Below are 23673 nucleotides of genomic sequence, written 5' to 3' on the forward strand. Positions count from 1 at the left end.
GTGGAGGGCACGTTGGATATCTCGAGAAAGACCGATTACGCATTGCGGATGATGGCGGCACTCGTGCGTGACCCCGATACGGTGCTGTCGGTCAGGACCGCTGCCGAAGAGAACAGCATCCCCTATTCCTTCGCCCGTTCCATCCAGCACGATCTGGCAGAGGCCGGCATCATCGCAAGCACGCGCGGTGCGCATGGCGGCATGAGCCTCGCAGTGGATCCAGAGACCGTGACGCTTCTGGACATTGTCCAGGCAGTGCAGGGCCCCATGATGCTCACAGCCTGCGATGTCTGCGGCGAGGGCCAGACGCCTTGCCCGAGGAAGCCCTTCTGCCCCTTCAATCCCATCTGGTGCGGTGCACAGACGCTCTTGGAGGCCTATCTCTCCTCGTTCTCCCTGAAGGAGGCTGCGCTCGGCGCAGATCCTGCCAAGACACGAGAGCTCATCTCCGACCTCAATGCCTTCATGGAGAAGCGCGCGGCAGAGAAGAAGGATGCTGCAAGCGGCGAAGCTGAGTGATGAGAGGCTCTGTCACAGACGAGGAGCTCGGATCTTTCCGGCATCTCGTGCTCGAGCAGGGGCGCATCCTCTGGCGCGACCTTCCTTGGCGGGAGACCAGAGACCCGTATGCGATATGGATCTCCGAGGTCATGCTCCAGCAGACACAGGTTCAGCGTGTGCTTGGCCGCTGGGAAAGGTGGCTTGAGCGTTTTCCTGATGTGGAGTCCTTGGCTCAGGTGCCCACGGCAGATGTCCTCCAGGAGTGGCAGGGCATGGGCTACAACAGGCGTGCCCTGGCGCTGCATGAGGCAGCACAGAAGATCTCCGAGCTTGGCTCTTTTCCGACAGACGCAAAGGAGCTGGTTGCCCTTCCAGGAATCGGCCCCACGACAGCAGCAGGCATCCGTGCTTTTGCCTTCGACCTTCCAGGCATCTATCTCGATACGAATGTCCGCACGGTCTTCCTGCATGAGCTCTTCCCGGATGATACAGCGGTGCCTGACAAGGCAATAGCGCCTCTCGTCGAGAGGTGCTGCCCCAAGACGGCAGAAGACTCCACAGACGATCCGAGGACCTGGTACTATGCCCTCCTCGATTTCGGGGCCTATCTCAAGCGTGTAGCGCCGAACCCCTCCAGAAGGTCTGCCTCCCATACGAAGCAGTCGAAGTTCGAGGGATCGCATCGCCAGAAGAGGGCAGCCCTCCTTCGCCTTGTCCTTGCCGCAGGGGATGCCGGCATCACGGCCGAGGAGGCTGCGCGTTCGCTCTCTTCCCAGGAAGAGGCGCAGGGGCGTGCCCCTGTCAGCCAGGAGATGGCAGAGTCGATTCTCGATGACCTCAGAAATGAGGGATTCTGTCGAAAAACTCTTGCAAGATATCGTGCTTAATGGGTATAAGAATCAATAAGCATGCGGAGAGGGCCAGCAAGGGGCTGGCAAAGCATGCATGATTGAGAGGGGAAACCCATGGCTGTCGATTTCGAGAATTCCGAGACAAAGAAGAATCTTGAGACTGCCTTCGCTGGCGAGTCCCAGGCAAGCATCAAGTACTCCTACTATGCATCCCAGGCCAAGAAGGACGGCTATGTCCAGATCTCCGACATCTTCACCGAGACGTCGGGCAACGAGCGCGAGCATGCAAAGCTCTGGTTCAAGTATCTGCACGGCGGAGCCATGCCGGACACCGATACGAACCTCAAGGATGCTGCTGCAGGCGAGCACTACGAGTGGACCGATATGTACAAGGGCTTCGCTGAGAAGGCCGACGAAGAGGGCTTCAAGGAGATTGCAGCCAAGTTCCGCATGGTCGGCGCTATCGAGAAGCATCATGAGGAGCGCTACAACAAGCTCGAGGAGCATGTCGCAGCAGGCGACGTCTTCAGCCGTCCGGGCGTGAAGGTCTGGAAGTGCCTGAACTGCGGACACCTCCATGTCGGCCCTGAGGCTCCGAAGGTCTGCCCGGTCTGCAACCACCCGCAGTCCTACTTCCAGGAGGAAGTCGTCAACTACTAGACCAGATGGGGGCAGCCTCAAGGCTGCATGATATCTGAGCGATGCTCTGGTCCCGTGCGCACTAGGCGGCGTGCGGGACCATTCTTATGGGCAGGCAGCGGGCAGCCGAGACCTGGCTCTCAGCAGGGCAAGTGCTGCAGAAACGGAAACGCGCGCATCATGGACGCCATGACGGACGGAGAGATGGCACCAGGGAAGCGGGAGGCGCCTTCCAGCAGCGGCTCTGACAAGGATGCATGCAGGGACAGCATCGATGCCAGGACGCTGGCAGAGATGGACAGAGCCATTGCGAACATGGAGGCTGGTGCCGTGGGGAAGGAGATCGACCTGTCTGATTTCCTGGATGCGTGAGGCCTGGAGGCATCTGCTGCCCCCACGGATCCAGAACGTGGCATGCGGTCGTCCCGATGGGCCTGAAGAGCTGCATGCGGAGGCGCTCCTCTGGCGGACGTGCGGGCTTCTGTGCCGGAAAGCTCCTGTGTGTGCAGCATGTATGGACGGAAGATCTTCTTCCGGCAGAGAGACCCAGAGACCGAGGCTCCCGAAGGACCGATTTTTCGAGTCTGAATGCCTCTTTTATCTATATATGCGCAGATAAATCAGGTTATCTATTTGAGAGATAACTACGAGGTGGATACAGGTATAGCTCTGAGCTGCCTCGAGCGTTCGGCTTGCGCTAACATGCAGCGCATGGAAAAGACGACGACATATCGGATGCGCTGCATGCAGGGGCCCGGGCTCTTGTGATGTGCCTTCAGATGAAGGCATAGGGTACCGGGCGTGATGCTTCGCTGAAGAAAAAAAGACACGCGCTCCGGCGCCAGAAAGAGAGCACAAGATCATGGCATTCGAACTCGACCCCACGTTCGCACAGGACCCCGAGAAGCACTTCGACACCCTTCAGGTACATGCAGGCTGGTCACCCGATCCAGTGACCGGTTCCGCAGCACTTCCTATCTATGCATCCGCAGCATTCCAGTTCGATGACGCCGCTGATGGTGCAGCAAAGTTCGCTCTTGCGAAGCCGGGCAACGTCTACGGCCGCCTCACGAACACGACGACCGACGCTGTCGCAGCCCGTGTCGCTGCTATCGAGGGCGGTACCGGTGCAGTTGCCGTTGCCTCTGGCCATGCAGCAGAGATCCTCGCACTCACGAACCTCGTCGGTGCAGGCGACCACATCGTCGCCTCCGACTCCCTCTACGGCGGCACCTGGAACATCTTCCTGCACACGCTCGGCGACCTCGGCGTCGAGACCACGTTCGTCGAGAACAACGATATCGACGCCTTCGTCGCAGCCACGAAGGAGAACACGAAGCTCTGGTACGTCGAGACCATCGGCAACCCGCTCGTCGACGTCGCTGATGTCCCCGCCATCGTCGAGGCAGCAAACTCCCTGCCGTCTCCGGTGCCTGTTTTTGTCGACAACACGTTCGCAACGCCCTATCTCTATCGTCCGGCAGAGGATGGCGCTGCAGTCGTCATCGAGTCCCTCACGAAGTGGATCGGCGGCCACGGTGCCACGCTCGGCGGCGCTGTCATCGATACCGGCAAGTATGACTGGAAGGCACAGGCGGACAAGTTCCCGACCATCGCAGGTCCCGATCCTTCCTACCACGGCGTCGTCTTCGCAGATGCAGCACCGGCTGCTCCGTTCTCGACCCGCGTCCTTGCGAACAAGCTCCGCGACTTCGGCCCGACCCTTTCCCCGTATGCAGCACAGCTCATCGGCATCGGCATCGAGACCCTGTCCCTGCGTGTCCAGCGCCACTGCGACAACGCTCTTGCTGTCGCCAAGTTCCTCGAGCACCATCCGAAGGTCTCCTGGGTCCGCTACTCCGGACTCGAGAACGATCCGTCGCATGAGGTGGCAAGCCGCATCCTGAAGCATGGCTTCGGCGGCGTCGTCGTCTTCGGCGTCAAGGGCGGCCGCGAGGCAGGACTCTCCGTCGTGAACAACGTGAAGCTCTTCACGCACCTTGCCAACGTCGGTGACGCGAAGTCCCTCATCATCCACCCGGCCTCTACGACCCACTCCCAGCTCACGCCTGAGCAGCTCAAGGCAGCACACCTCTCCGAGGACCTCATCCGCCTCTCTGTCGGCATCGAGGATGTCGACGATATCATCGCCGACCTCGACCAGGCTCTTGCCCGCGTGTAGGCACAGCTCCACCTTCAAGCGCATATTCTCCCTCCCCGTTGACTCGGCAGCCCTGCAGGCGCTTATATGCCTGCGGGGCTTTTCTGTGCCGGTGGGGGATATGATGGGAGGGCAGAAACGGATGCCGGTGCCGGATGCACCGGAGAAGGGATGGCTATGAGCAAGCTTTGCGAGTACTGCCTGCCAGGGCTTCTTGTGGAGGACCACTCGATTCCAGTGCCGCTTGACTGGCGCGGAACCTCGCCTGCTGAGCTGGCGGGCGTGAGCGTGGACGATATGACCCTCCTGGCGCGCGAGAGCGCCAACGAGAGCCCAGATTCGGTCTTTGCAGGGAAATCCATCTCGCTCTTCTACCGCATCGTCAGAAGCCCCGAGAAGGGCTCTGAGCACCTGCCGCTCATCGTCTATCTCCAGGGCGGCCCGGGAGGAGCAGAGCCGCGTCCCCTGAATCCGTATACGGACGGGTGGATGGCAGAGGCGATCAAGCACTTTCGCATCGTGCTTCCCGACCAGCGAGGATGCGGCCGCTCCTCCCGTGTCGAGGGCTCTGTCATCAATCGCATCGGTGCAGAGGCCAAGGCCGAAGGGGCAGACCCTGCACGCCGTCAGGCAGACTATCTCAAGCGCTTCCTGGCTGACTCCATCATCCGTGACTTCGAATATCTGAGACTTTCTGAGTTCGGGGGCGAGAGGTGGGTGACGCTCGGGCAGAGCTATGGCGGGTTCCTGACCATGGCAAACCTGTCGACCTTCCCTGAAGGGGTGGCGGCAGCCTTCACCTGCGGCGGCATCCCCCATATCCCGGCAGACGCAGCAGATGTCTATGCCCATACGTTCCCGCGCATGGTGAAGAAGACCCAAGGGTTCTACGAGCGCTATCCGGAAGACGAGAAGAGGGTCGCGCTTGTCGCAGACCGCCTTGCTGCAGGAGACGTCACGCTGCCTGATGGCTCGCCCTTCTCCATCCGCCGTCTCCAGCTCATAGGGGCGGGCCTCGGCATGAAGCCTGCGCCTGAGCGCCTCCACAACCTCTTCGACACGGCCTTCGTGGCAGGGGATGGCTCGGCCAAGGCGGCACTTGCTGCAGCGGGCGGAGATCCTGCGAAGGTGGAGCTCTCGGATGGCTTCAGGCATGCGGTCATGGACATGACGGCATCGCCTTCAAACCCCCTCTACTGGACGCTCCAGGAGTTCATCTATGCAGACGGGAAGATGGAGCATCCCATCAGGTGGGCAGCAGCCCAGGAAGCGGCCGGAAGGCCTGAATTCGCACCTTCTGCGCGTCCTCTGATGCTCTTTGCCGAGGCCATGTTCCCCTGGATGTTCGATGAGGATCCAGCCCTCATCCCGTTCCGTCCTGCGATGGATCTTCTGATGGAGGATACGGAGTTCGGACACCTCTATGACCAGGAGCAGCTGAAGCGCAATACGGTGCCGCTCCAGGCCGCCGTCTACTTCGACGATGCCTATGTGGACTCCGGCCTCCAGCTCGATACGCTCTCCCGCGTGGGCGTCTCCCATGCCTGGGTCACGAACGAGTTCGAGCATGACGGGCTGCACGGAGACAAGGTGTTTGCCCATCTTTTGGCAGAAGCCAGGGACAGGGGAGACCTCAAGGACGTGCTCTGAGAGCTTGCCGCTCCTGCCGCTTCCGCATTGAAGGCTGCTGCTTCGGATAAGGGCAGCGGCCTTCTTGCTAAGGACGGCTCGAGCTACCTTCCAACGCCAGCACTATCCTATAAATTGCAAATATGATTTAAATAACTTTAGGAAAGCCTCATGGACATCTAACATGAACCTTACAAAATACCAGCTCAGACATTGAATATATACAAGCTTAGAATGCCCTGACCGAAGGCACAGGATATGACCAGCTCGCATCGCGAGCGTCAACGGCGAGAGGGATGTGGCATATGGCTACTTCTAGCATCGGCCAGATAGTGGTCCTGGACAGCAAAAGCGCAAAGTGGATGACTGAGGTTTTCAAGCGGTCATGCCAGCCAAAGAAGCAGAGAGACTGCAAGCTGCATATTGTGACCGGCGGAATCGATCCTGCCCAGTTCAACATACAGCAGGCGCTATGGGAGCCGAGATAGAGGTGCGAGCACTTTCTGAGCTGCTCGATTGCGGAATGAGCAGGTTGAGTATCAGGAAGTCATTCTCGAGATTCCCCTGCAGAAGGAATAGCGAGGCCTCGTTCTTCCTCAAGGCCCGTGCAGTACAGAATGAGCGGAGCCAGCCGCACCTATCTTGCTCTTGACAGGCAGTCTTTCGATGAGGGAAGGCTTGATGTCGCGGCGTTCTTCACGCTTGCAATAACTGCACCCGATTTTGGTGGCATCTCCAGAGAGGCGCGCACAGAGATTCTTGGAAGAACGCCTGTGAGCAGAGTCGCAGCGGCTCTTTCCTGGCTATCTTGCTGTGCAGCTTGCGGCGATGGCATGGTGCGGCTTTGGAAGGGCGCATGAGAAGATATGGCGCAGCGAGATTTAGCTAGTCTGGAAGCCACAGATGATGGGCAAGGACCATCTTTGCCAAGGAATAAGAGGGCGGATTTTTCACTCCGAGTGCAACGCCTCCTGAGCGCATGAAATGGCTCACGGCAGTCCTGCGATGGTGCTTGCGAAGACACATGCATCGTAGGAGGAAGCCGTGGGCCATTGCAGCCATCTTGGCATTGAGGAGCGCGAGGACGTGATGCTGCTCGCCAGGCAGCCCAAAGGCGTCCGCGAGATTGCAAGGACGATCGGCAGGGACAAGCCGGCTGTCTCAAGGGAGCTCGCGCGGGCGCGGCAGATCCAGGAGCGCCTCGGGATCCCCGCCTGCTTCTGCGCGCCCCGCTACCCCTGGGAGAAGGAACGCCAGCGGGCTCCTGCGGCTTCCTCCCGAAGGGCGGGAGCCTGGATGGCGCGGCTGACGCGGAGGTGAACGCGGCCTATGCCATGCCCAACTGAAGACCGCCCAGGCGCCTCGGCTGGAAGTGCCCGCAGGAGATCTTCTGCTCACAGGCGTTGCATTTGCTCTGAAAATCCGCCAGAAGTGAAAGCGAGGAGAGGGATTGAATGCTCAGTCTTCCTGCATCTTCCTGTCTTCCTTCTTGTCGGCCTTCTTCTGCTGCTTCTTGCGGTAGCGGTCGGGGCGGCCGAAGGAGGGGCAGATGTCTGCGAGCATGCAGCCCTCGCAGAGAGGGCGCTGGGCCTTGCAGGTCTCACGGCCGAAATGGATCCACTGCTCATTGACATCAGGCCAGAGCTCCTTCGGAATGAGCTTCAGGAGATCCTGCTCTGCTGCGAGAGGAACAGAGGCCTTGGTAAGCCCCAGCCTTGTGGCGATGCGAAAGACATGGGTATCCACGGCTATGCCTTCGCAGTCATGGAATGCCTTGTTCAGGACGATATTGGCGGTCTTTCTGCCAACGCCGGGAAGCTTCGTCAGTTCCCCCATGGTCCGTGGCACTTCGCCTCCATGCTCGGCCACGATGATCTGGGCTGCTTCGACCGCGTGCTCTGCCTTGGCGCGCCAGAAGCCTATGGAGCGGATGACCTCGCCGACTTCTGCTGGATCTGCCTGTGCCAGGGCGAAAGCGTCGGGCCAGCGGCGGAAGAATTCGGGCGTCACACGGTTCACGCCGGCATCGGTCGTCTGTGCAGAGAGCATGACTGCGATGAGGAGCGTATAGGGGCTGTAGTAGTCAAGGGCGCTCTCGGCTCCGCCATATTTCTCTTCCATGCGGCGGCATACCTCGATGGCACGCTTCTTCTTCGATGCTAAGGACTCCCGTGGCATGCGATTTCGCTCCTCTGGCCGGAAACATGTTGTTCAGCAACTGTAAGAAATGATAATGGGTTCGCCTGATAAACGCATGCAGGACATGCAGCAGCGCGATGACCTGCATGCCATATTGTGCAAGACAGCCAAAATAGGAGTGCCATTTGAGTATGATAGATGCGCTGGGATGCGCATCGGTCGCTCCGATGAGGGGGAAGGGATAGTCCATGGCTGAAATGACGAAGGATGCCCGCTACCTGATAAGTTCAGACGATGTGTACCTGATGGGCAAGGGAGAGTGGTACCGCAGCTACGACAAGCTCGGAGCCCATCCTGCCACCCAGGACGGAGAGGACGGCTACTGCTTTGCCGTCTGGGCGCCTGGCGTCACCTCCGTACGCCTCGTCGGCGAATTCAATGGCTGGGACGAGAACGCAGACTACCTCTTCGAGACGGAGACGGGCGGCATCTGGTGCGGTTTCGTGCCTGGCGTCCATGCAGATGAGTGCTACAAGTATGCAATAGAGCCTACGCCTGGAGCAGAGCTCATCTACAAGGCAGACCCGTATGCCTTCCATGCCCAGTGCCCGCCCGATACGGCATCCGTCACGACGGATATCCGCCACTATGAGTGGGGCGACAATGCCTGGATGCTCGAGCGCAACAAGAGGAAGATGCTGAAGTCCCCGCTCAACATCTTCGAGGTGCATCTGGGATCCTGGAAGCGCCACGATGACGGACTCAACGGCAACGGCACGGAGCCTCCGGCAGGGGAGCGCGCAGGCGGCAGCTACCTTACCTACGACGAGCTCTCCGTGGAGCTCGTGGACTACGTGAAGAAGATGGGCTACACCCATATCGAGCTGCTCCCGATTATGGAGCATCCCTTCGATGGCTCCTGGGGCTACCAGATCACGGGCTACTATGCGCCGACCTCCCGCTATGGATCGCCCAAGGAGTTCATGCACTTCGTTGACGCCTGCCACGAGGCGGGCATCGGCGTCATCCTCGACTGGGTGCCGGGCGGCTTCTGCAAGGATGCCCAGGGCCTCGGCAACTTCGTGGGCCACAAGCTCTACGAGGAGAAGGAGCATCCGAACTGGGGCACCTACAAGTTCAACCTCGGCAAGGGCGAGGTCAGGACCTTCCTCATCTCCAATGCCCTCTACTGGCTTGACCAGTACCATGCAGATGGCCTGCGCATGGACGGCGTGAGCTCCATGCTCTACATGAACTTCGGTATCGACGATCCTGCCCAGAAGCGCTTCAACTCCAAGGGCACGGAAGAGGACCTCGATGCATCCGAGTTCATCAGGAGGACGAACTCCACGGTCGAGCGCTACCATCCTGATGTCATGATGATTGCAGAGGAGTCCACGGCCTGGCCGCTTGTCACCTATCCTCCTGAGGTCGGAGGCCTCGGCTTCAACTTCAAGTGGGATATGGGCTGGATGAACGACACGCTCCACTACTGCCAGACGGACTTCCCCTGGAGGCCGGGCAACCACAAGCTGCTCACGTTCTCCATCATGTATGCCTTCAACGAGAACTTCATCCTGCCGCTCTCGCACGATGAGGTCGTGCATGGCAAGTGCTCGCTCATCGGCCGCATGCCGGGAGACTACTGGCGCCAGTTCGCTGGCATGAGGGCGCTTGCCTTCTACCAGATGACCCACCCCGGCGGCAAGCTCAACTTCATGGGCAACGAGATTGCCCAGTGGATCGAGTGGCGCGAGTATGAGGGCATCCAGTACTTCATGGCAGAGGAGTATGAAGCCCACCACGACCAGCAGGTCTTCATCGCAGCGCTGAACAAGCTCTATACGCAGGAGCCGGCACTCTGGCAGTGCGGCTACGATGCAGCCGGCTTCGAGTGGATCGACGCCGACAATGCAAAGCAGTCCCTGATCTCATTCGTCCGCAAGGGCGACGACCCCAAGGATGATCTTGCAATCGTCATCAACTTCGATGTTGCCGCGCACGAGAACTACCGTGTCGGCATTCCTGCGCCTGGCATCTGGAAAGAGATCTTCACGAGCGACGAGAAGGAGTTTGGCGGCACCGGCATCGCCAATGTCGGCGATATCAAGAGCGAGGACGTGCCCTGGAACGGGCGCGAGAACTCGGTCGTGCTCCGCATCCCGGCACTCGGCGGCATCGTCTTGAAGCGTGTGGGAGACCTGCCCAAGCCGAAGCCTGCGGCAAAGCCCAGGACGAGGAAGGCCACGTCCAAGACGTCTGCCAAGGCCGCTCCTGCCAAGGCAGCAGAGGCTGCTGCGGAGAAGCCGGCTCCCAAGAAGGCGCCTGCCCGCAAGGCTCCTGCGAAGAAGGCAGCTCCTGCAAAGGATGCTGCTGCTTCTGCGCCAGCTGCTGTCGCCAAGGCAGCTCCTGCGAAGAAGACATCTGCCAAGAAGGAGGCACCGAAGAAAGCTCCCGCCAAGGCAGCTCCTGCCGAGAAGGCGGCGGAGCCTCAAACCCCAGCAACTCCGAAGAAGCGGACAACCCGCTCTTCGAAGCGATAGTTGTATAGGAGGCCTCTCGGGGCCCCAAGATGGAAGGTACGTATGTCAGTACAGCCACAGCTTTTCAAGGACAAGAACGACTTCAAGGAGCAGCTCGAGGCTATGTGCCTCTCCGAGCGTTCCAAGACCTTCGAAGAGTGCACGGACAGGGAGCGCTTCCTGTGTCTCGCACGTCTCATTGCCCAGAAGGCACGCCGCATCGAGGTCGAGTGCCACCCGAAGGACGAGAAGCAGGTCTACTACTTCTCCCTCGAGTTTCTGCTCGGTCCCCTTCTGGACAACTACCTCCTGAACTTCGGCATCCGCGACTTCGTCGAGGAGTGCCTCAAGGACATGGGTTCAGACCTTGAGACCCTCTGCGCCAAGGAAGCCGACCCGGGCCTCGGCAACGGCGGTCTCGGCCGTCTTGCGGCCTGCTTCCTCGACTCCATGGCAGCTCTCGGCATCGCCGGCAACGGCAATGGCATGCGCTACCGCTATGGCCTCTTCCGCCAGGAGATCGAGGGCGGACGCCAGGTCGAGAAGACGGACAACTGGCTCCGCTATGGCTTCCCGTGGGAGATCCGCAAGCTCGAGAGCACCGTCACGGTGCGCTTCGGCGGCGAGGTCGTGCGCCACGAGGGCGAGGCTGGCAGCTACTGGTTCACCTGGGAAGGCGGCGAGAAGGTAGACGCCGTCCCGTACGATGTGCCTATCGTCGGCTTCGGCGGCACCTGCGTGAACAAGCTCCGCATCTGGGGCGCAAAGCCGCATACGCCTGACTTCGATCTCGATGCCTTCAATGCCGGCGACTATGCCAAGGCATTCAAGTTCCGCTCCGATGTCGAGGCCATCTCCACGATCCTCTACCCGAACGATGCGGGCGAGCATGGACGTCTTCTGCGCCTCAAGCAGGAGTACCTCTTCGTCTCTGCAGGCCTGCAGTCGATCCTTCACACCTATGAGCGCAACTTCGGCCCCGATGCCTGGGAAGACCTCCCGAAGCATGTCTGCATCCACACGAACGATACGCACCCGGCGCTCTGCGGTCCCGAGCTCATGCGCATCCTCGTCGATGAGAAGGGCCTTGACTGGGATACGGCCTGGAAGACCGTGACGGCGACTGTCTCCTACACGAACCACACGATCATGCCGGAAGCCCTCGAGAAGTGGCCGATTCCGATGCTCCGTGCCCAGCTTCCGCGCACCTACATGTTCATCGACGAGATCGACCGCCGCTACCGCGAGTCCTTCCCGCATGATGCGGAGAACTGGATGGACCAGCTCCAGAAGACGGCAATCCTCTGGGATGGCCAGTGCCGCATGGCAAACCTCTCCGTCATCTGCTCGCACTCCGTGAACGGCGTCTCTGCCCTCCATACGGACATCCTCGAGAAGTCGACGCTCAAGGACTTCTACGACCTCACGCCGGAGAAGTTCAACAACAAGACGAACGGCGTCTCGCATCGCCGCTTCCTCGCAGAGGCCAACCCTGCCTATGCAAAGCTCATCACCAATGCAATCGGCGATGGCTGGCTCAAGGATGCCTATGAGCTCGAGAAGCTCATCCCGTATGAGAAGGACGAGTCGTTCCTGAAGGATGTCCATGCTGCCAAGCAGACGGAGAAGGAGCGCCTTGCCCGCTACATCAAGGACACGACGGGCGTCGAGCTCGATCCGACCACGATCTTCGATGTCCAGGTCAAGCGCTTCCATGCCTACAAGCGCCAGCTCCTGAACGTCTTCAAGGTCCTCGACATCTACAACCGTCTCCTCGCGGATCCTTCCTTCAAGCCGCAGCCGACGTCCTTCATCTTCTCCGGCAAGGCTGCCCAGAGCTATGACTTCGCAAAGGAAGTCATCCGCCTCATCAACTCCGTCGCCGACGTGATCAACAACGACGACCGTGTGAACCAGACGATCAAGGTCGCCTTCGTCCCGAACTTCGCTGTCTCGAATGCCCAGCTCATCTATCCGGCATCCGATATCTCCGAGCAGATCTCCACGGCAGGCACCGAGGCCTCCGGCACGTCGAACATGAAGCTCATGTACAACGGCGCCCTCACCCTCGGCACCTACGACGGCGCAAACGTTGAGATCTGCAAGCTCGTGGGCGACGAGAACATCAAGATCTTCGGCCTTCGGACCGAAGAGGTCGACGAGCTCAAGGCATCCGGCCGCTACTACGCCTGGGATGAGTACAATGCCGACCGCGACCGCCTCGGACGTGTCGTGGACGAGCTTGTGGATGGCACGTTCTCGCGCCTTTCCGGCAACTTCGAGAGCATCCATGACTACCTCATGGTCAACAACGATCCGGACCTCGTGCTCAAGGACTTCCGTGCTTACGTCCAGGCATGGGAAGAGCTCACGAACGACTATCCTGACACGATCAAGTGGAACCGCGCGGCGCTTCACAACACCGCTAAGGCCGGATACTTCTCTTCCGACCGAACAATCCGCGAGTATGCCCGCGATATATGGCATATAGATAAGTAAATCCTTTGCTTATCCGGAAGCTGAAAGGGGAGAATCGGTATGAGCAAGAAAGAGTGCCTCGCAATGCTGCTTGCAGGCGGACAGGGCAGCAGGCTCAAGGCGCTGACGAGCGAGGTGGCGAAGCCTGCCGTCTCGTTTGGCGGCAAGTTCCGCATCATCGACTTCGCGCTGTCCAACTGCGCGAACTCGGGCATCACGACTGTCGGCGTCCTGACCCAGTACCGTCCGTATCTGCTCCATTCCTACATCGGCTCGGGCGAGGCGTGGAACCTCGACGGGCGTTCGGGCGGTGTCTCCATCCTTCCGCCGTTCGCGACGCAGTCTGGCGGTGCCTGGTATGAGGGCACGGCCGACGCCGTGACGCAGAACCTTGGCTACATCGAGCAGAACGATCCTGATTATGTGCTGATCCTTTCGGGCGACCAGCTCTATCGCATGGACTATAACGACATGCTCGAGAACCACAAGCGCCACAACGCCGATTTGACCATCGCCGTCATGCCGGTCCCCTGGGAGGAAGCGCCGCGTTTCGGTATCCTCACCACGGACGACGACGAGCGCATTCTCAAGTTCACCGAGAAGCCTGCGCATCCCGATTCGAACCTCGCTTCCATGGGCATCTATATCTTCAACGCCGACCTTCTGGTCGAGACGCTGAAGGAGGATGCCAAGGACCCGAACTCCGAGCACGACTTCGGCAAGAACATCATCCCGAAGCTGCTTGATGCCGGCAAGCGCCTCTACACGTACCGCTTCGAGGGCTTCTGGCGCGATGTCGGTACCATCGCCTCCTACCACGAGACGAACATGGAGCTCCTGGGCTCCGAGCCGGCGTTCGACCTCTACGACCAGGAATCCCCGATCATGAGCAACACCGTGCCGATGCCGCCGCACTATGTCGGCCCTGACGCCTCCATCGATGACTGCCTCGTCGACAATGGCTGCAGGATTCTGGGCCAGGTCAGGCATTCGGTCATTTCCGCCGGCGTCTATGTCGGTCCCCACACCATCGTCGAGGATTCCGTGCTTCTGCCGGGTGCCCGCGTGGAGGAAGGCTGCCGCGTCGTCAATGCCATCCTCGGCGAGCGCGCAAAGGTCGAGAAGAATGTCGACTTCGGCAGCAAGGACGCGGATACGGCAGTGGCAGGCAATGACGCCGTGATTACGAAGGGAGAGGAGTAGCCGTGGCAAAGGTCGTAGGACTCATCACCACCAATTATTCCACGCACCATCCAAGCCAGTTCGTCGAAGGCGTGCGTCCGGTCGCGGCAACGCCGGTTCTCGGCCGCTACCGCATGATCGACTTCACGCTCTCCAATATGGTCAATGCAGGTCTTAGCACCGTTGGTCTCATCATGCCGGACAACTACCGTCCGGTCATCGACCATGTCGGCGCTGGCAAGGACTGGGGTCTTGACCGCAAGAACGGCGGCCTCTTCCCGCTTCCGGGATCCTCGTTCGGCATGAGCCGCGTCGGCGGCCGCTTCCTCATCCGCGACTTCGAGGCGAACCGCGACTTCCTGCGCCGCTCGAAGTCCGATTATGTGATCGTCTCCGGCTGCAACTTCCTCTACACGACCGATCTCAAGAAGATCGTCGATGCCCACATCGCGTCCGGCGACGATATCACCGTCGTCACCTACCGTGCGAATGAGGACTCCGAGGACGTCAATGCTGTCGTGAAGGACGACAAGGGCGCATTCGCCGGCATCAAGACAGGCTCTGCCTTCGGCGACGCTGCCTTCATGGACCTCTTCGTTATCGGCACGCAGAAGCTCGAAGAGCTCCTGGGCTGGTATCGCGATGTCGACCACCTCGATCTCTTCGATGCCCTCAAGGAGGATCTCGACGAGGTCCGCGTCGGCACCTATGACTACGAGGGCTATGTGGCGCCGATCTTCTCGAAGGAGGCCTACTTCAAGCGCTCGATGGAGCTCCTCGATCCGGCGCTTCAGGAGCAGCTCTTCACGAACGACCTGCCGGTCATGACAAAGGCACACGACACGACGCCTGCCAAGTACGAGCCGGGCGCACATGTGGCGAACTCGCTCGTCTCCTCCGGCACGAAGATCTACGGCACGGTGAAGAACTCCATCATCGGCCGTGCCTGCGTGATCGAGCCGGGCGCCACCGTCACGAACGCGATTCTCGTCCGTTCGGTCACGGTCAAGGCCGGCGCCCACATCGAGAACGCGATCATCGACCGCAACAATGAGATTGCTGCTGGCACGGTCCTTCGCGGCACGTCCGACGCAGTGCTGGTCCTTCCCAAGGGCAACGACTAGCGCCGAGAAAGCGGGAGCATCCATGGCTGTCAGAAGAAAGCTCAACATCCTCTTCGCCGCATCCGAGGTTGTGCCGTTCGTGAAGACGGGCGGCCTGGCCGACGTCGCAGGATCGCTCCCGCGTGCACTCAAGCACGCAGGAGCCCATGTCGCCGTCATCCTTCCGAAGTACTCGAAGATCTCTGATGGGTACAAGGCGCAGATGCAGCACATCTGCGAGTTCTACGTGCCGCTCTCCTGGCGCAATGTCTGGTGCGGCATCGACAAGCTCACGCTCAATGACCTCGACTTCTACTTCGTGGACAACGAGGCCTACTTCAAGCGTGATGGGATCTACGGCTACTACGACGATGGAGAGCGCTTCGCCTTCTTCTCGAAGGCCATCCTGGAATGCCTCCAGCATGTGCCGGAGCTCGGCGACATCGACGTGCTGCACTGCAATGACTGGCAGTGCGCCCTGGCGCCCGTGTTCCTGCGCGAGTTCTACCGGGACATCCCCCTCTACGACAACATCAAGACGGTCTTCACCGTCCATAATGCGAAGTTCCAGGGGCAGTTCTCGGACAAGATGCTGAACGATGTCCTGGGCCTGGCAGGCATCCCTGCCGCACGCGACCAGCTGGCCGCAGGCCCAGGAGGCATCAACTACATGAAGGGCGCCCTCTGCTATTCGGATGCCCTCACCACGGTCTCGCCGACCTACGCCGACGAGCTCCAGATGCCGTTCTACGGCGAGAACCTCGACGGCATCTTCCGCCGCCGCCAGAACGTGCTCTCGGGCATCCTCAACGGCATCGATGTGAATGCCTGGAACCCGAAGACAGACCCCGAGATTGCGGCTGCCTACTCCGAGGAAGACATGTCCGGCAAGGCTGCCTGCAAGAAGGCGCTCCAGGAGGAGCTGGGTCTTGCTGTCGACCCCGACAAGCCTCTTGTCGCAATGGTTGGCCGCCTCACGGAGCAGAAGGGCATCGGCCTTGTCCGCTATGCGATGGACTACCTTATGAGTCGCGGCATCCAGATGGCCGTGCTCGGCACCGGCGACAAGGACCTCGAAGATGCATTCAAATACTTCGACTGGAAGTACAACGACCAGCTTGCTGCCTGCATCACGTTCGACTCTGCGCTGTCGCACCGCATGTACGCGGGTGCGGATCTCTTCCTCATGCCGTCAGAGTTCGAGCCCTGCGGTCTTTCCCAGATGATTGCCATGCGCTATGGCACGCTTCCGGTCGTGCGAGAGACGGGTGGCCTCAAGGATACCGTCATCCCCTACAACCGCTTCACGGGCGAGGGAACGGGCTTCAGCTTCGCGAACATCAATGCCGACGAGATGACCAATGCGCTTCTCACGGGCTGCGAAGTGTACTGGACGGACAAGGACGTGTGGGCACAGCTCCAGCGTCAGGCAATGTCGCAAGATTTCAGCTGGAAGAGGGCAGCGAACGACTACCTGGACCTGTATCATAGTCTTCACCCTGAGGTCCAGCGCTACAACAAGCGCCGCGATTAGGCAGGGTAGAGAGACAGGTCACCTTGCACGCATTGCATATAAGTTCGGATCCGACGTATCGGAGTCCTTTTGGTGCCGCCCCTTGTGGCGGCACTGTCGTGCTCAGCCTCGATGTCTGGGACGACTTTGGTGCCTCAGCCGATATCCGCACCTGGGTGGATGGCAAAGGCGAGTACATCTATCACATGGACCGCGAGGAGGCAGGAGACCACCTGCACTTCACCGGCTCCTTCGAGGTCCCGGACCCTGAGATTCTCTGGTACTACTTCAAGATTTATGGCTCCGATGGCTCCGTCTGCTGGTATGGCACGAAGAACGGCGCCACGTCGGGCGAAGGCGAGCTTGTGTGGTATGAGCCTTCGAGCTGGCAGATCTCTGTCTACCTCACGAGGAAGACGCTTCCTCTGTGGTACACGAAAGGCATCGTCTACCAGATCTTCCCGGACCGCTTCGCACGCGGCGCCGACTGGCGCGAGCGTGTCGATGCGGCGCTCTCGGTCAAGAGGAATGGCCCTGGACGCCGCCTTGTCGAGGACTGGGACACCGAGCCCCGCTACCAGAAGGATGCCTCGGGCGATATCGTGGCCTGGGACTTCTACGGCGGCACGCTTTCCGGCATCGCAGAGAAGCTCGACTACCTCGAGGCGCTCGGCGTCACAGTGCTCTATCTGAACCCGATCTTCGAGGCTGCCTCGAACCACCGCTATGACACGGCCGACTACATGAAGGTCGACCCGATGCTCGGCGACACGGAGGCCTTCCAGGAGCTCTGCCGCGCTGCGGAGGCGCATGGCATGGCAATAATGCTCGACGGCGTCTTCAACCATACGGGCTGCGATTCGCGCTACTTCAACAAGTACGGCAACTATCCCGAGGTTGGCGCCTTCCAGAGCAAGGACTCTCCGTACCGCTCCTGGTACGAGATCGACGACTCGGGCGAGTATGCCTCCTGGTGGGGCGTGGGCGACCTGCCTGACGTCCGCGAAGAGGACCCGGGCTACCACGAGTTCATCTGCGGTAAGGATGGCGTCGTCCGCCATTGGCTGCGCCTTGGTGCCCGTGGCTGGAGGCTCGATGTGGCAGATGAGCTTCCCGAAGATTTCATCCGTGATATCTCGAGCGCCGCACGTGCCGAGCGTGCCGATGCCGCTGTCATCGGCGAGGTCTGGGAAGATGCCTCGAACAAGGTTGCCTACGGCGAGCCGAGGCGCTACCTTCTGGGCGGCGAGCTCGACTCTGCGATGAACTATCCCTTCAGGGGAGCCGTGCTCGACTTCCTCCTGAACAAGGTCGATGCCTACGAGACGGCAGCACGCTTCGAGCAGCTCTATGAGAACTATCCGCACGATGCGTTCTATTCGGCCCTGAACCTTCTGGGCTCCCATGACAGGAGCCGCATCCTGACGCTTCTGGGCGGCGCTCCCGACCCGGATACGATGGACGACAATCAGCGTGCCGCCTACAGGCTCTCCCGCGACCAGATGGGCTTGGCCAAAGGCAGGCTCTGGGATGCTGCGCTGCTGCAGATGACCATGCCGGGCGTGCCCTCCATCTACTACGGCGACGAGGCAGGCCTCCAGGGCATGACAGACCCGTACAACAGGGCGCCTTTCCCGTGGGGGCATGAGGACAAGGACTGCTTCAACATCTGCCGCAATGCGATTGCCATCAGGAAGTCCCTGCCGGTGCTTGTGGACGGCGACTTCCATCCGTTTGCCGTGAACCAGGATGTCTTCGGCTTCACGCGTTCCGCAGGTGACGAGTCTGTCATGGTCCTCGTGAACGGCGGCCTTTCCCAGCGCCATGAGTTCGAGGTGCCGATGCAGGGCGAGGCCGTGGACGATATCGTGTCGGGCCAGGACCTCGAGGTGCATGACGGAAAGGTCCATGTCGGCCTCTGGCCTCTGGGAACGGCGGTCCTCTACTTCCACAAGGCACAGATGCTCGACCGTCCGCTCGAGCCGGGCATGGGCATCCTCTGCCATATCACGTCGCTTCCGAATGGCGGCCGTCCTGGCACCATGGGCAAGCCTGCCCGTGACTTCATCGACTACCTGGCTGCAGGCGGCCAGCGCTACTGGCAGATCCTGCCCGTGAACCCCTGCGACCGCCATGGCAGCCCGTACGCCGGCCTTTCTGCCTTTGCCGGCAATACTGCCCTCATCGAAGGCACGAAGGAAGACCTCGAGAAGAAGACTGCCGCCATCAAGGATTCAGACCCTGCCTTCAAGGCATTCTGCAGGAAGGAAGAGGCCTGGCTTCTTCCCTATGCCACCTTCCGTGCCATCAAGCGCTTCGAGGGCGAGCGTGCCTGGCAGACGTGGCCAGCCAAGTACAAGAAGTACTCGGACAAGCTTCTGCATGACCCTTCGCTTGCGAAGGAGATCTCCTACCACGAGAAGCGGCAGTTCATCTTTGCCCAGGGCTGGTCTGAGCTCAAGGAGTACGCGCACTCGAAGGGCATCTCGCTTGTCGGCGACATGCCGATGTATGTCTCTGCCGACTCCTCCGATGTCTGGAGCCACCCCGATCTCTTCTCGATCGACAAGGACGGCAACGCAACCTCGATTGCAGGCTGCCCACCCGATCAGTTCAGCGAGGATGGCCAGGTCTGGGGCAACCCGACCTACCAGTGGAAGCGCATGGCAGAGACCGGCTACGAGTGGTGGATGCAGCGCTTGGCACGTGCGTGCGAGCTCTATGACTATGTGAGGCTCGACCACTTCCTCGGCTTCTCGTCCTACTTCTCTATCCCGGCAGGACATTCCGCCAAGGATGGCATGTGGCACTTCGGGCCGGGACGTGCGCTCTTCGAGCAGGCCGCAAAGAAGCTCGGACCCCTGCCCTTCATTGCAGAGGATCTGGGCTCCATCACGCCGGCCGTGCATGCCCTCTCCGCTTCATGCGGCTTCCCGGGACTCGACGTCGTGCAGTTCTCCGACCAGGATGTGCGCCAGTCGTATGTGCCGATCCACCACAAGGTGGCCTGCTCGGGCACGCACGACACGCAGACGCTCCTTGGCTGGGCCAAGAGCCGCTTCGGCGAGGAAGGCACGCCGGAGTTTGCAGAAAGGCTCCTGGAACGGGTGCTGGCAACGAATGCGAAGGTCGCTATCGTGCCGCTCCAGGATGTGCTCGGCCTGGACGACACGGCACGCATGAACGTGCCGGGCAAGGCTGACGGCAACTGGTGCTGGCAGGCAGATGCCGAGGATATCAAGGCATCGCTTCCGCACCTGAAGGAGCTCGCAGAGAAGAGCGGCAGGGCTGCCAAGTAGCAGATATGTGAGCTGAAACGCAGCGATTTTGCGGCGGGAGCCTCTCTCGATGAGGGAGGCTCCCGCCCTCTGCTATCGTGGGACTTCCGGATATGAATCTGCCGGATTGTGCCAGCAGAAGAGATATGAGGTCTTGCATCTATGTTCATAAACCGTGTGGGCGCCCGTCTCCTTTCGGCGCCCGAGATGGCAGAAGCCCTGCATGAGTACCATGAAGGACACGACCTGACGCTCGCGGTCGCCCAGAGCGCACGCCCGCTTGTGCTGGCAGCGCTCTGGGCAGAGCATCCCCGTCCGTGCCTTCTGGTCGTGGCAGGCGAGGAGGCGGCTGACAGGACCGCGCGTACCCTTGCTGCCTGGCTCGGCATGCCATCGGTCTCGCGCTATCCGGCGAGAAGGGACTATCCCTGGTCCGATGCAGGCTACGACGATGCTATCGTCGGTGCCCGCTGCCATGCGATAGCGCGCCTTGCGGCAGGGGAGCCCTGCATCGTCGTGGCATCTGCTGCCGCGCTCCTGCGCCGCGTGCCGCCCAAGGGCTCTGGCTACTTTGCGCCGAGCACGTTTTCGTGTGGCGATGAGGTGCCCTTCGAGGATGTTCCTGCCCTTCTTGTCGGCATGGGCTATAGCCCCAAGGGCGCAGCGGATGCACCGGGTGCCTTCTGGGTGCATGGAGATGCGGTCGATGTGTTCCCCGCACAGGCAACAAGCCCGGTGAGGATCGAGTTCTTCGGCGACGAGATCGACCGGATCCGCCGCATGGTGCCTTCGACCGGCCAGACGATCGGCGAGCTCGAGAGCGTGACGGTGGGGCCCTGCCGCGAGATGGCACTCTCTTCCGAGAGCATCATCCGTGCCAAGAAGGCCCTCTTCAAGCCGGCACAGGAGAGCACGAAGATCGCTGAGGACCTCGAGCTTATCAGCCAGGGCGCAGATGCGCCGCATCTCGAGAAGTATCTGCCGGTGCTCTACGGCAGCACGGCATCGCCCTTGGAGCACATCTCGTCTGAGACGCTTGTCGTGCTTGCAGAGCCGAGGGCGCTCTTCGATGACTGCCAGCGTGCGACAGACGACATCTCATCTGCTGCGCAGAATGCGCGCGAGAAGACGGAAGGTCTCTATACCGACCCGAAGAAGCTCGATTTCGGGCGGCAGCAGCGCCTCTCGTTTGCAAGCATCATGCGCCAGGGGACGCGTGTGACGGCAGAGCTCAAGGTGAGGCAGCCGAATATCGCAGGTTCCGATACGAAGCTTCTGGGAAGCGTCCGCCAGATGATCTCTGACCGCATGGCCGTGATCTTCGCTGTGCCGGACAGAGGTGCCCGCGAGGCCTTGGAGCTTACCTTCAACGACGAGGCCATCCCCTTTGTCGAGTCTCTGGGCTCGGCCCCCGAGAACAGGATCCCGGTAGACGATCCTGAGGCGGAAAAGAGCATCGTGCCCCTTGAGAAGGGGAAGGTCACGTTCTTCGATGCACCGGTCCCTGCTGGCATCATCGTGCCGACGGCAGGCCTGGGCGTCCTTTCGGTGTCAGATCTCACGGCTCGCATGGCAAAGCATGCGAAGCGGGTCAAGAAGATCGATCCCACCTCGGTCACGTTCCCGTTCAAGCCGGGAGACTATGTCGTGCACGCAACGCACGGCATCGCCCTCTTCTCCCAGATCGTGCGCCAGGAAGTGGCAGGACGCCAGCGTGACTACTTCCTCCTCGAATATGCAGGCGGCGACAAGCTCTATGTGCCGCTCGAGCAGGTGGACAGGATCACCCGCTATATCGGCCCGGATGGTGCGGCTCCGCGCCTCACGCGCCTCAATACAGCAGACTGGTCGCGTGCGACCGGCAAGGCCCGGAAGAGCGCAAAGAAGCTTGCCTTCGACCTCGTGGACCTCTATACGAGGCGCGCAAGCGTCGCGGGCTATGCCTTCCCGCCTGACACCCCTGAGCAGGAGGAGATGGAGGCAAGCTTCCCCTATCCTCTGACGCCTGACCAGAAGTCTGCGATTGCAGACATCAAGGCCGATATGGAGTCGCCGAAGCCTATGGATAGGCTCCTCTGCGGCGATGTGGGCTTCGGCAAGACCGAGGTGGCCCTGCGTGCGGCCTTCAAGTGCTGCTGCTCCTCCCGCCAGGTCATGGTGCTCTGCCCCACGACGATTCTCGCCGAGCAGCACTACCAGACGTTCTATGAGCGGTTTACGCCCTTCGGTCTCAACGTCCAGGTGCTCTCCCGCTTCGTCACGCCGGCCAGGCAGAAGAAGGCCTTGAAGGGCTTTGCTGAGGGCACGGTCGATGTCCTCATCGGCACGCACCGCCTGCTCTCGAACGATGTGAACCCCCACGACCTTGGCCTTGTCATTATCGACGAGGAGCAGCGCTTCGGCGTCCAGCACAAGGAGCAGCTCAAGAACATGCGCGAGCAGGTCGATGTGCTGACGCTTTCCGCTACGCCGATTCCGCGCACGATGCAGATGGCCGTGAGCGGCGTCCGCGACATGTCGCTCATCATGACAGCACCTCCGGGAAGGCTGCCCGTGAAGGTGACGGTCGGCGAGTGGGATCCGGACGTCGTGAGTGCCGCCATCCGCTTCGAGCTTGCCCGCAAGGGACAGGTCTACTACGTGAGCAACCGCGTCAAGACGATCGACGATGCGGTCATGCGCGTCCAGGAGGCTGCGCCCGAGGCAAGAATCGGCGTCGCGCATGGCAAGATGAGCCCGCGCGAGGTCGAGGACATGATGATGAAGTTCCAGGAGCATGAGATCGATGTGCTCGTGGCAACGACGATCATCGAGTCCGGCATCGACAACCCCCATACGAATACCTTGATCATCGAGGACTCTCAGCGCCTGGGACTGGCCCAGCTCTACCAGCTCAAGGGCCGTGTCGGACGTGGCCGCATCCAGGCCTATGCCTACTTCATGTTCCCGGGAGAGCAGCCGCTCACGCCTGAGGCAACGGACCGTCTGACCGCTATCAACGAGTATCAGGACCTCGGATCCGGCATGCGCATCGCAATGCGCGACCTCGAGATCAGAGGCGCTGGCTCGCTTGTGGGTGCAGAGCAGCATGGCAACCTCTCGAGCGTCGGCTTCGACCTCTTCACGCAGATGCTCGGCGAGGCGGTAAGCGAAGCCAGGGGCGAGACGGCGCAGACAGAGCAGCCCGAGGTCACGATCAACCTCTCGGCAGACTTCTATCTCGCAGAGGAATACCTGCCTGAGGTGGACAAGCGCGTTCTTGTCTACCGCCAGCTTGCCTCTGCCTCAGAGCTCTCTGATGTGGACCGCATCCAGAAGGACTGCGAGGAGCGCTATGGGGCGCTGCCGCTTGCGGGCAGGAACCTCTTCGACAGGGCGCGCATCCGCATCCGCTGCCAGCGCATGGGCGTCACCTCGGTCTCCCTCATCCAGGGACGCTTTGTCTATCAGGGCATCGAGGTGCCGAGGAAGCTTGCGCTCAAGTTCAAGGAGCGCCACGCCTTCTACTATCCGAAGACGAAGCAGCTCAAGTATCCCTTCCACAAGGGGGCAGAGGAGATCGTGCCTGCTGCGCTCGGCGTCCTCGAAGAGGTCGGCGGAGACGACGAGGAAGACGAATAGGTGCACAGCAGATGGCGCAGGGACAGAAGAGATCTGTCCCTGCGCCTTTCTGAATA

At 60.8% G+C, this 23673-nt stretch carries 16 protein-coding genes; 15 read left to right on the top strand and 1 reads right to left on the bottom strand.

Translation table 11 applies throughout. The features are described 5' to 3' along the window. Window positions 1–12: 12 nt before the first annotated feature. The 8 genes from ABVS03_RS08275 (at window position 13) to ABVS03_RS08310 (ending at window position 7101) form a co-directional block, all read left to right on the top strand. Entirely contained in the window at window positions 13–519 is a 507-nt protein-coding gene (locus ABVS03_RS08275) for an Rrf2 family transcriptional regulator (RefSeq protein ID WP_330972582.1), read from the top strand. Beyond that, entirely contained in the window at window positions 519–1388 is an 870-nt protein-coding gene (locus ABVS03_RS08280; RefSeq protein ID WP_368018736.1) for an adenine glycosylase, read from the top strand. The genes ABVS03_RS08275 and ABVS03_RS08280 overlap by 1 nt, the downstream gene beginning before the upstream one ends. A 78-nt stretch (window positions 1389–1466) precedes the next feature. Further along, on the top strand, window positions 1467–2012 hold the full coding sequence (gene rbr / locus ABVS03_RS08285; protein ID WP_330972580.1) for a rubrerythrin: 546 nt from the start codon (window positions 1467–1469) through the stop codon (window positions 2010–2012). A 159-nt stretch (window positions 2013–2171) separates the two neighbouring features. Beyond that, complete coding sequence (locus ABVS03_RS08290) at window positions 2172–2363, top strand: hypothetical protein (RefSeq protein WP_368018737.1); 192 nt, start codon at window positions 2172–2174, stop codon at window positions 2361–2363. Window positions 2364–2853: 490 nt separating this feature from the next. Further along, window positions 2854–4173: an O-acetylhomoserine aminocarboxypropyltransferase/cysteine synthase family protein gene (locus tag ABVS03_RS08295; protein ID WP_368018738.1), complete on the top strand. Its 1320-nt coding sequence runs from the start codon at window positions 2854–2856 to the stop codon at window positions 4171–4173. A 156-nt stretch (window positions 4174–4329) separates the two neighbouring features. After that, window positions 4330–5802, top strand: coding sequence for an alpha/beta fold hydrolase (locus tag ABVS03_RS08300; protein ID WP_368018739.1), 1473 nt, complete (start codon window positions 4330–4332; stop codon window positions 5800–5802). A 284-nt stretch (window positions 5803–6086) separates the two neighbouring features. Continuing rightward, complete coding sequence (locus ABVS03_RS08305) at window positions 6087–6269, top strand: hypothetical protein (protein ID WP_368018740.1); 183 nt, start codon at window positions 6087–6089, stop codon at window positions 6267–6269. A 556-nt stretch (window positions 6270–6825) separates the two neighbouring features. Then, a complete protein-coding gene (locus ABVS03_RS08310) occupies window positions 6826–7101 on the top strand; it encodes a helix-turn-helix domain-containing protein (RefSeq protein ID WP_368018741.1) in 276 nt (91 codons plus the stop codon). Between the two features lie 138 nt (window positions 7102–7239). On the opposite strand, the gene nth is transcribed toward ABVS03_RS08310, so the two are convergent. Then, window positions 7240–7959: an endonuclease III gene (gene nth, locus ABVS03_RS08315; protein WP_368018742.1), complete on the bottom strand. Its 720-nt coding sequence runs from the start codon at window positions 7957–7959 to the stop codon at window positions 7240–7242. Between the two features lie 209 nt (window positions 7960–8168). On the opposite strand from nth, the gene glgB reads away from it, so the two are divergent. The 7 genes from glgB to mfd all read left to right on the top strand — a co-directional run bounded on the left by glgB (window position 8169) and on the right by mfd (window position 23617). Then, a complete protein-coding gene (glgB, locus tag ABVS03_RS08320) occupies window positions 8169–10463 on the top strand; it encodes a 1,4-alpha-glucan branching protein GlgB (protein WP_368018743.1) in 2295 nt (764 codons plus the stop codon). A gap of 42 nt (window positions 10464–10505) precedes the next feature. Beyond that, on the top strand, window positions 10506–12941 hold the full coding sequence (locus ABVS03_RS08325) for a glycogen/starch/alpha-glucan phosphorylase (protein WP_368018744.1): 2436 nt from the start codon (window positions 10506–10508) through the stop codon (window positions 12939–12941). Between the two features lie 39 nt (window positions 12942–12980). Further along, a complete protein-coding gene (locus tag ABVS03_RS08330) occupies window positions 12981–14123 on the top strand; it encodes a glucose-1-phosphate adenylyltransferase (RefSeq protein ID WP_368018745.1) in 1143 nt (380 codons plus the stop codon). Window positions 14124–14125: 2 nt separating this feature from the next. Then, complete coding sequence (gene glgD, locus ABVS03_RS08335) at window positions 14126–15226, top strand: glucose-1-phosphate adenylyltransferase subunit GlgD (protein WP_330972559.1); 1101 nt, start codon at window positions 14126–14128, stop codon at window positions 15224–15226. Window positions 15227–15248: 22 nt separating this feature from the next. Then, the gene (gene glgA / locus ABVS03_RS08340; RefSeq protein WP_330972558.1) at window positions 15249–16739 is read left to right on the top strand and encodes a glycogen synthase GlgA; all 1491 of its coding nucleotides are present in this window, start codon (window positions 15249–15251) and stop codon (window positions 16737–16739) included. Between the two features lie 98 nt (window positions 16740–16837). Further along, window positions 16838–20017, top strand: a complete 3180-nt coding sequence (locus tag ABVS03_RS08345; RefSeq protein ID WP_368018746.1) for a 4-alpha-glucanotransferase — start codon at window positions 16838–16840, stop codon at window positions 20015–20017. A 141-nt stretch (window positions 20018–20158) separates the two neighbouring features. Beyond that, window positions 20159–23617, top strand: coding sequence for a transcription-repair coupling factor (gene mfd, locus ABVS03_RS08350; protein ID WP_368018747.1), 3459 nt, complete (start codon window positions 20159–20161; stop codon window positions 23615–23617). Window positions 23618–23673 lie beyond the last annotated feature (56 nt).

Source organism: Olsenella sp. AGMB03486 (assembly GCF_040884255.1).
In the GTDB taxonomy this organism is placed as follows: domain Bacteria; phylum Actinomycetota; class Coriobacteriia; order Coriobacteriales; family Atopobiaceae; genus Olsenella_L; species Olsenella_L kribbiana.

Excerpts from the sequence above, each read along its gene's own strand:
- nth (WP_368018742.1), bottom strand. The coding sequence starts at position 7,959 with ATGCCACGGGAGTCCTTAGCATCGAAGAAGAAGCGTGCCATCGAGGTA.
- ABVS03_RS08295 (WP_368018738.1), top strand. The coding sequence starts at position 2,854 with ATGGCATTCGAACTCGACCCCACGTTCGCACAGGACCCCGAGAAGCAC.
- glgA (WP_330972558.1), top strand. The coding sequence starts at position 15,249 with ATGGCTGTCAGAAGAAAGCTCAACATCCTCTTCGCCGCATCCGAGGTT.
- ABVS03_RS08300 (WP_368018739.1), top strand. The coding sequence starts at position 4,330 with ATGAGCAAGCTTTGCGAGTACTGCCTGCCAGGGCTTCTTGTGGAGGAC.
- ABVS03_RS08325 (WP_368018744.1), top strand. The coding sequence starts at position 10,506 with ATGTCAGTACAGCCACAGCTTTTCAAGGACAAGAACGACTTCAAGGAG.
- ABVS03_RS08290 (WP_368018737.1), top strand. The coding sequence starts at position 2,172 with ATGGACGCCATGACGGACGGAGAGATGGCACCAGGGAAGCGGGAGGCG.
- mfd (WP_368018747.1), top strand. The coding sequence starts at position 20,159 with ATGTTCATAAACCGTGTGGGCGCCCGTCTCCTTTCGGCGCCCGAGATG.
- ABVS03_RS08305 (WP_368018740.1), top strand. The coding sequence starts at position 6,087 with ATGGCTACTTCTAGCATCGGCCAGATAGTGGTCCTGGACAGCAAAAGC.
- ABVS03_RS08280 (WP_368018736.1), top strand. The coding sequence starts at position 519 with ATGAGAGGCTCTGTCACAGACGAGGAGCTCGGATCTTTCCGGCATCTC.
- ABVS03_RS08330 (WP_368018745.1), top strand. The coding sequence starts at position 12,981 with ATGAGCAAGAAAGAGTGCCTCGCAATGCTGCTTGCAGGCGGACAGGGC.
- glgB (WP_368018743.1), top strand. The coding sequence starts at position 8,169 with ATGGCTGAAATGACGAAGGATGCCCGCTACCTGATAAGTTCAGACGAT.
- rbr (WP_330972580.1), top strand. The coding sequence starts at position 1,467 with ATGGCTGTCGATTTCGAGAATTCCGAGACAAAGAAGAATCTTGAGACT.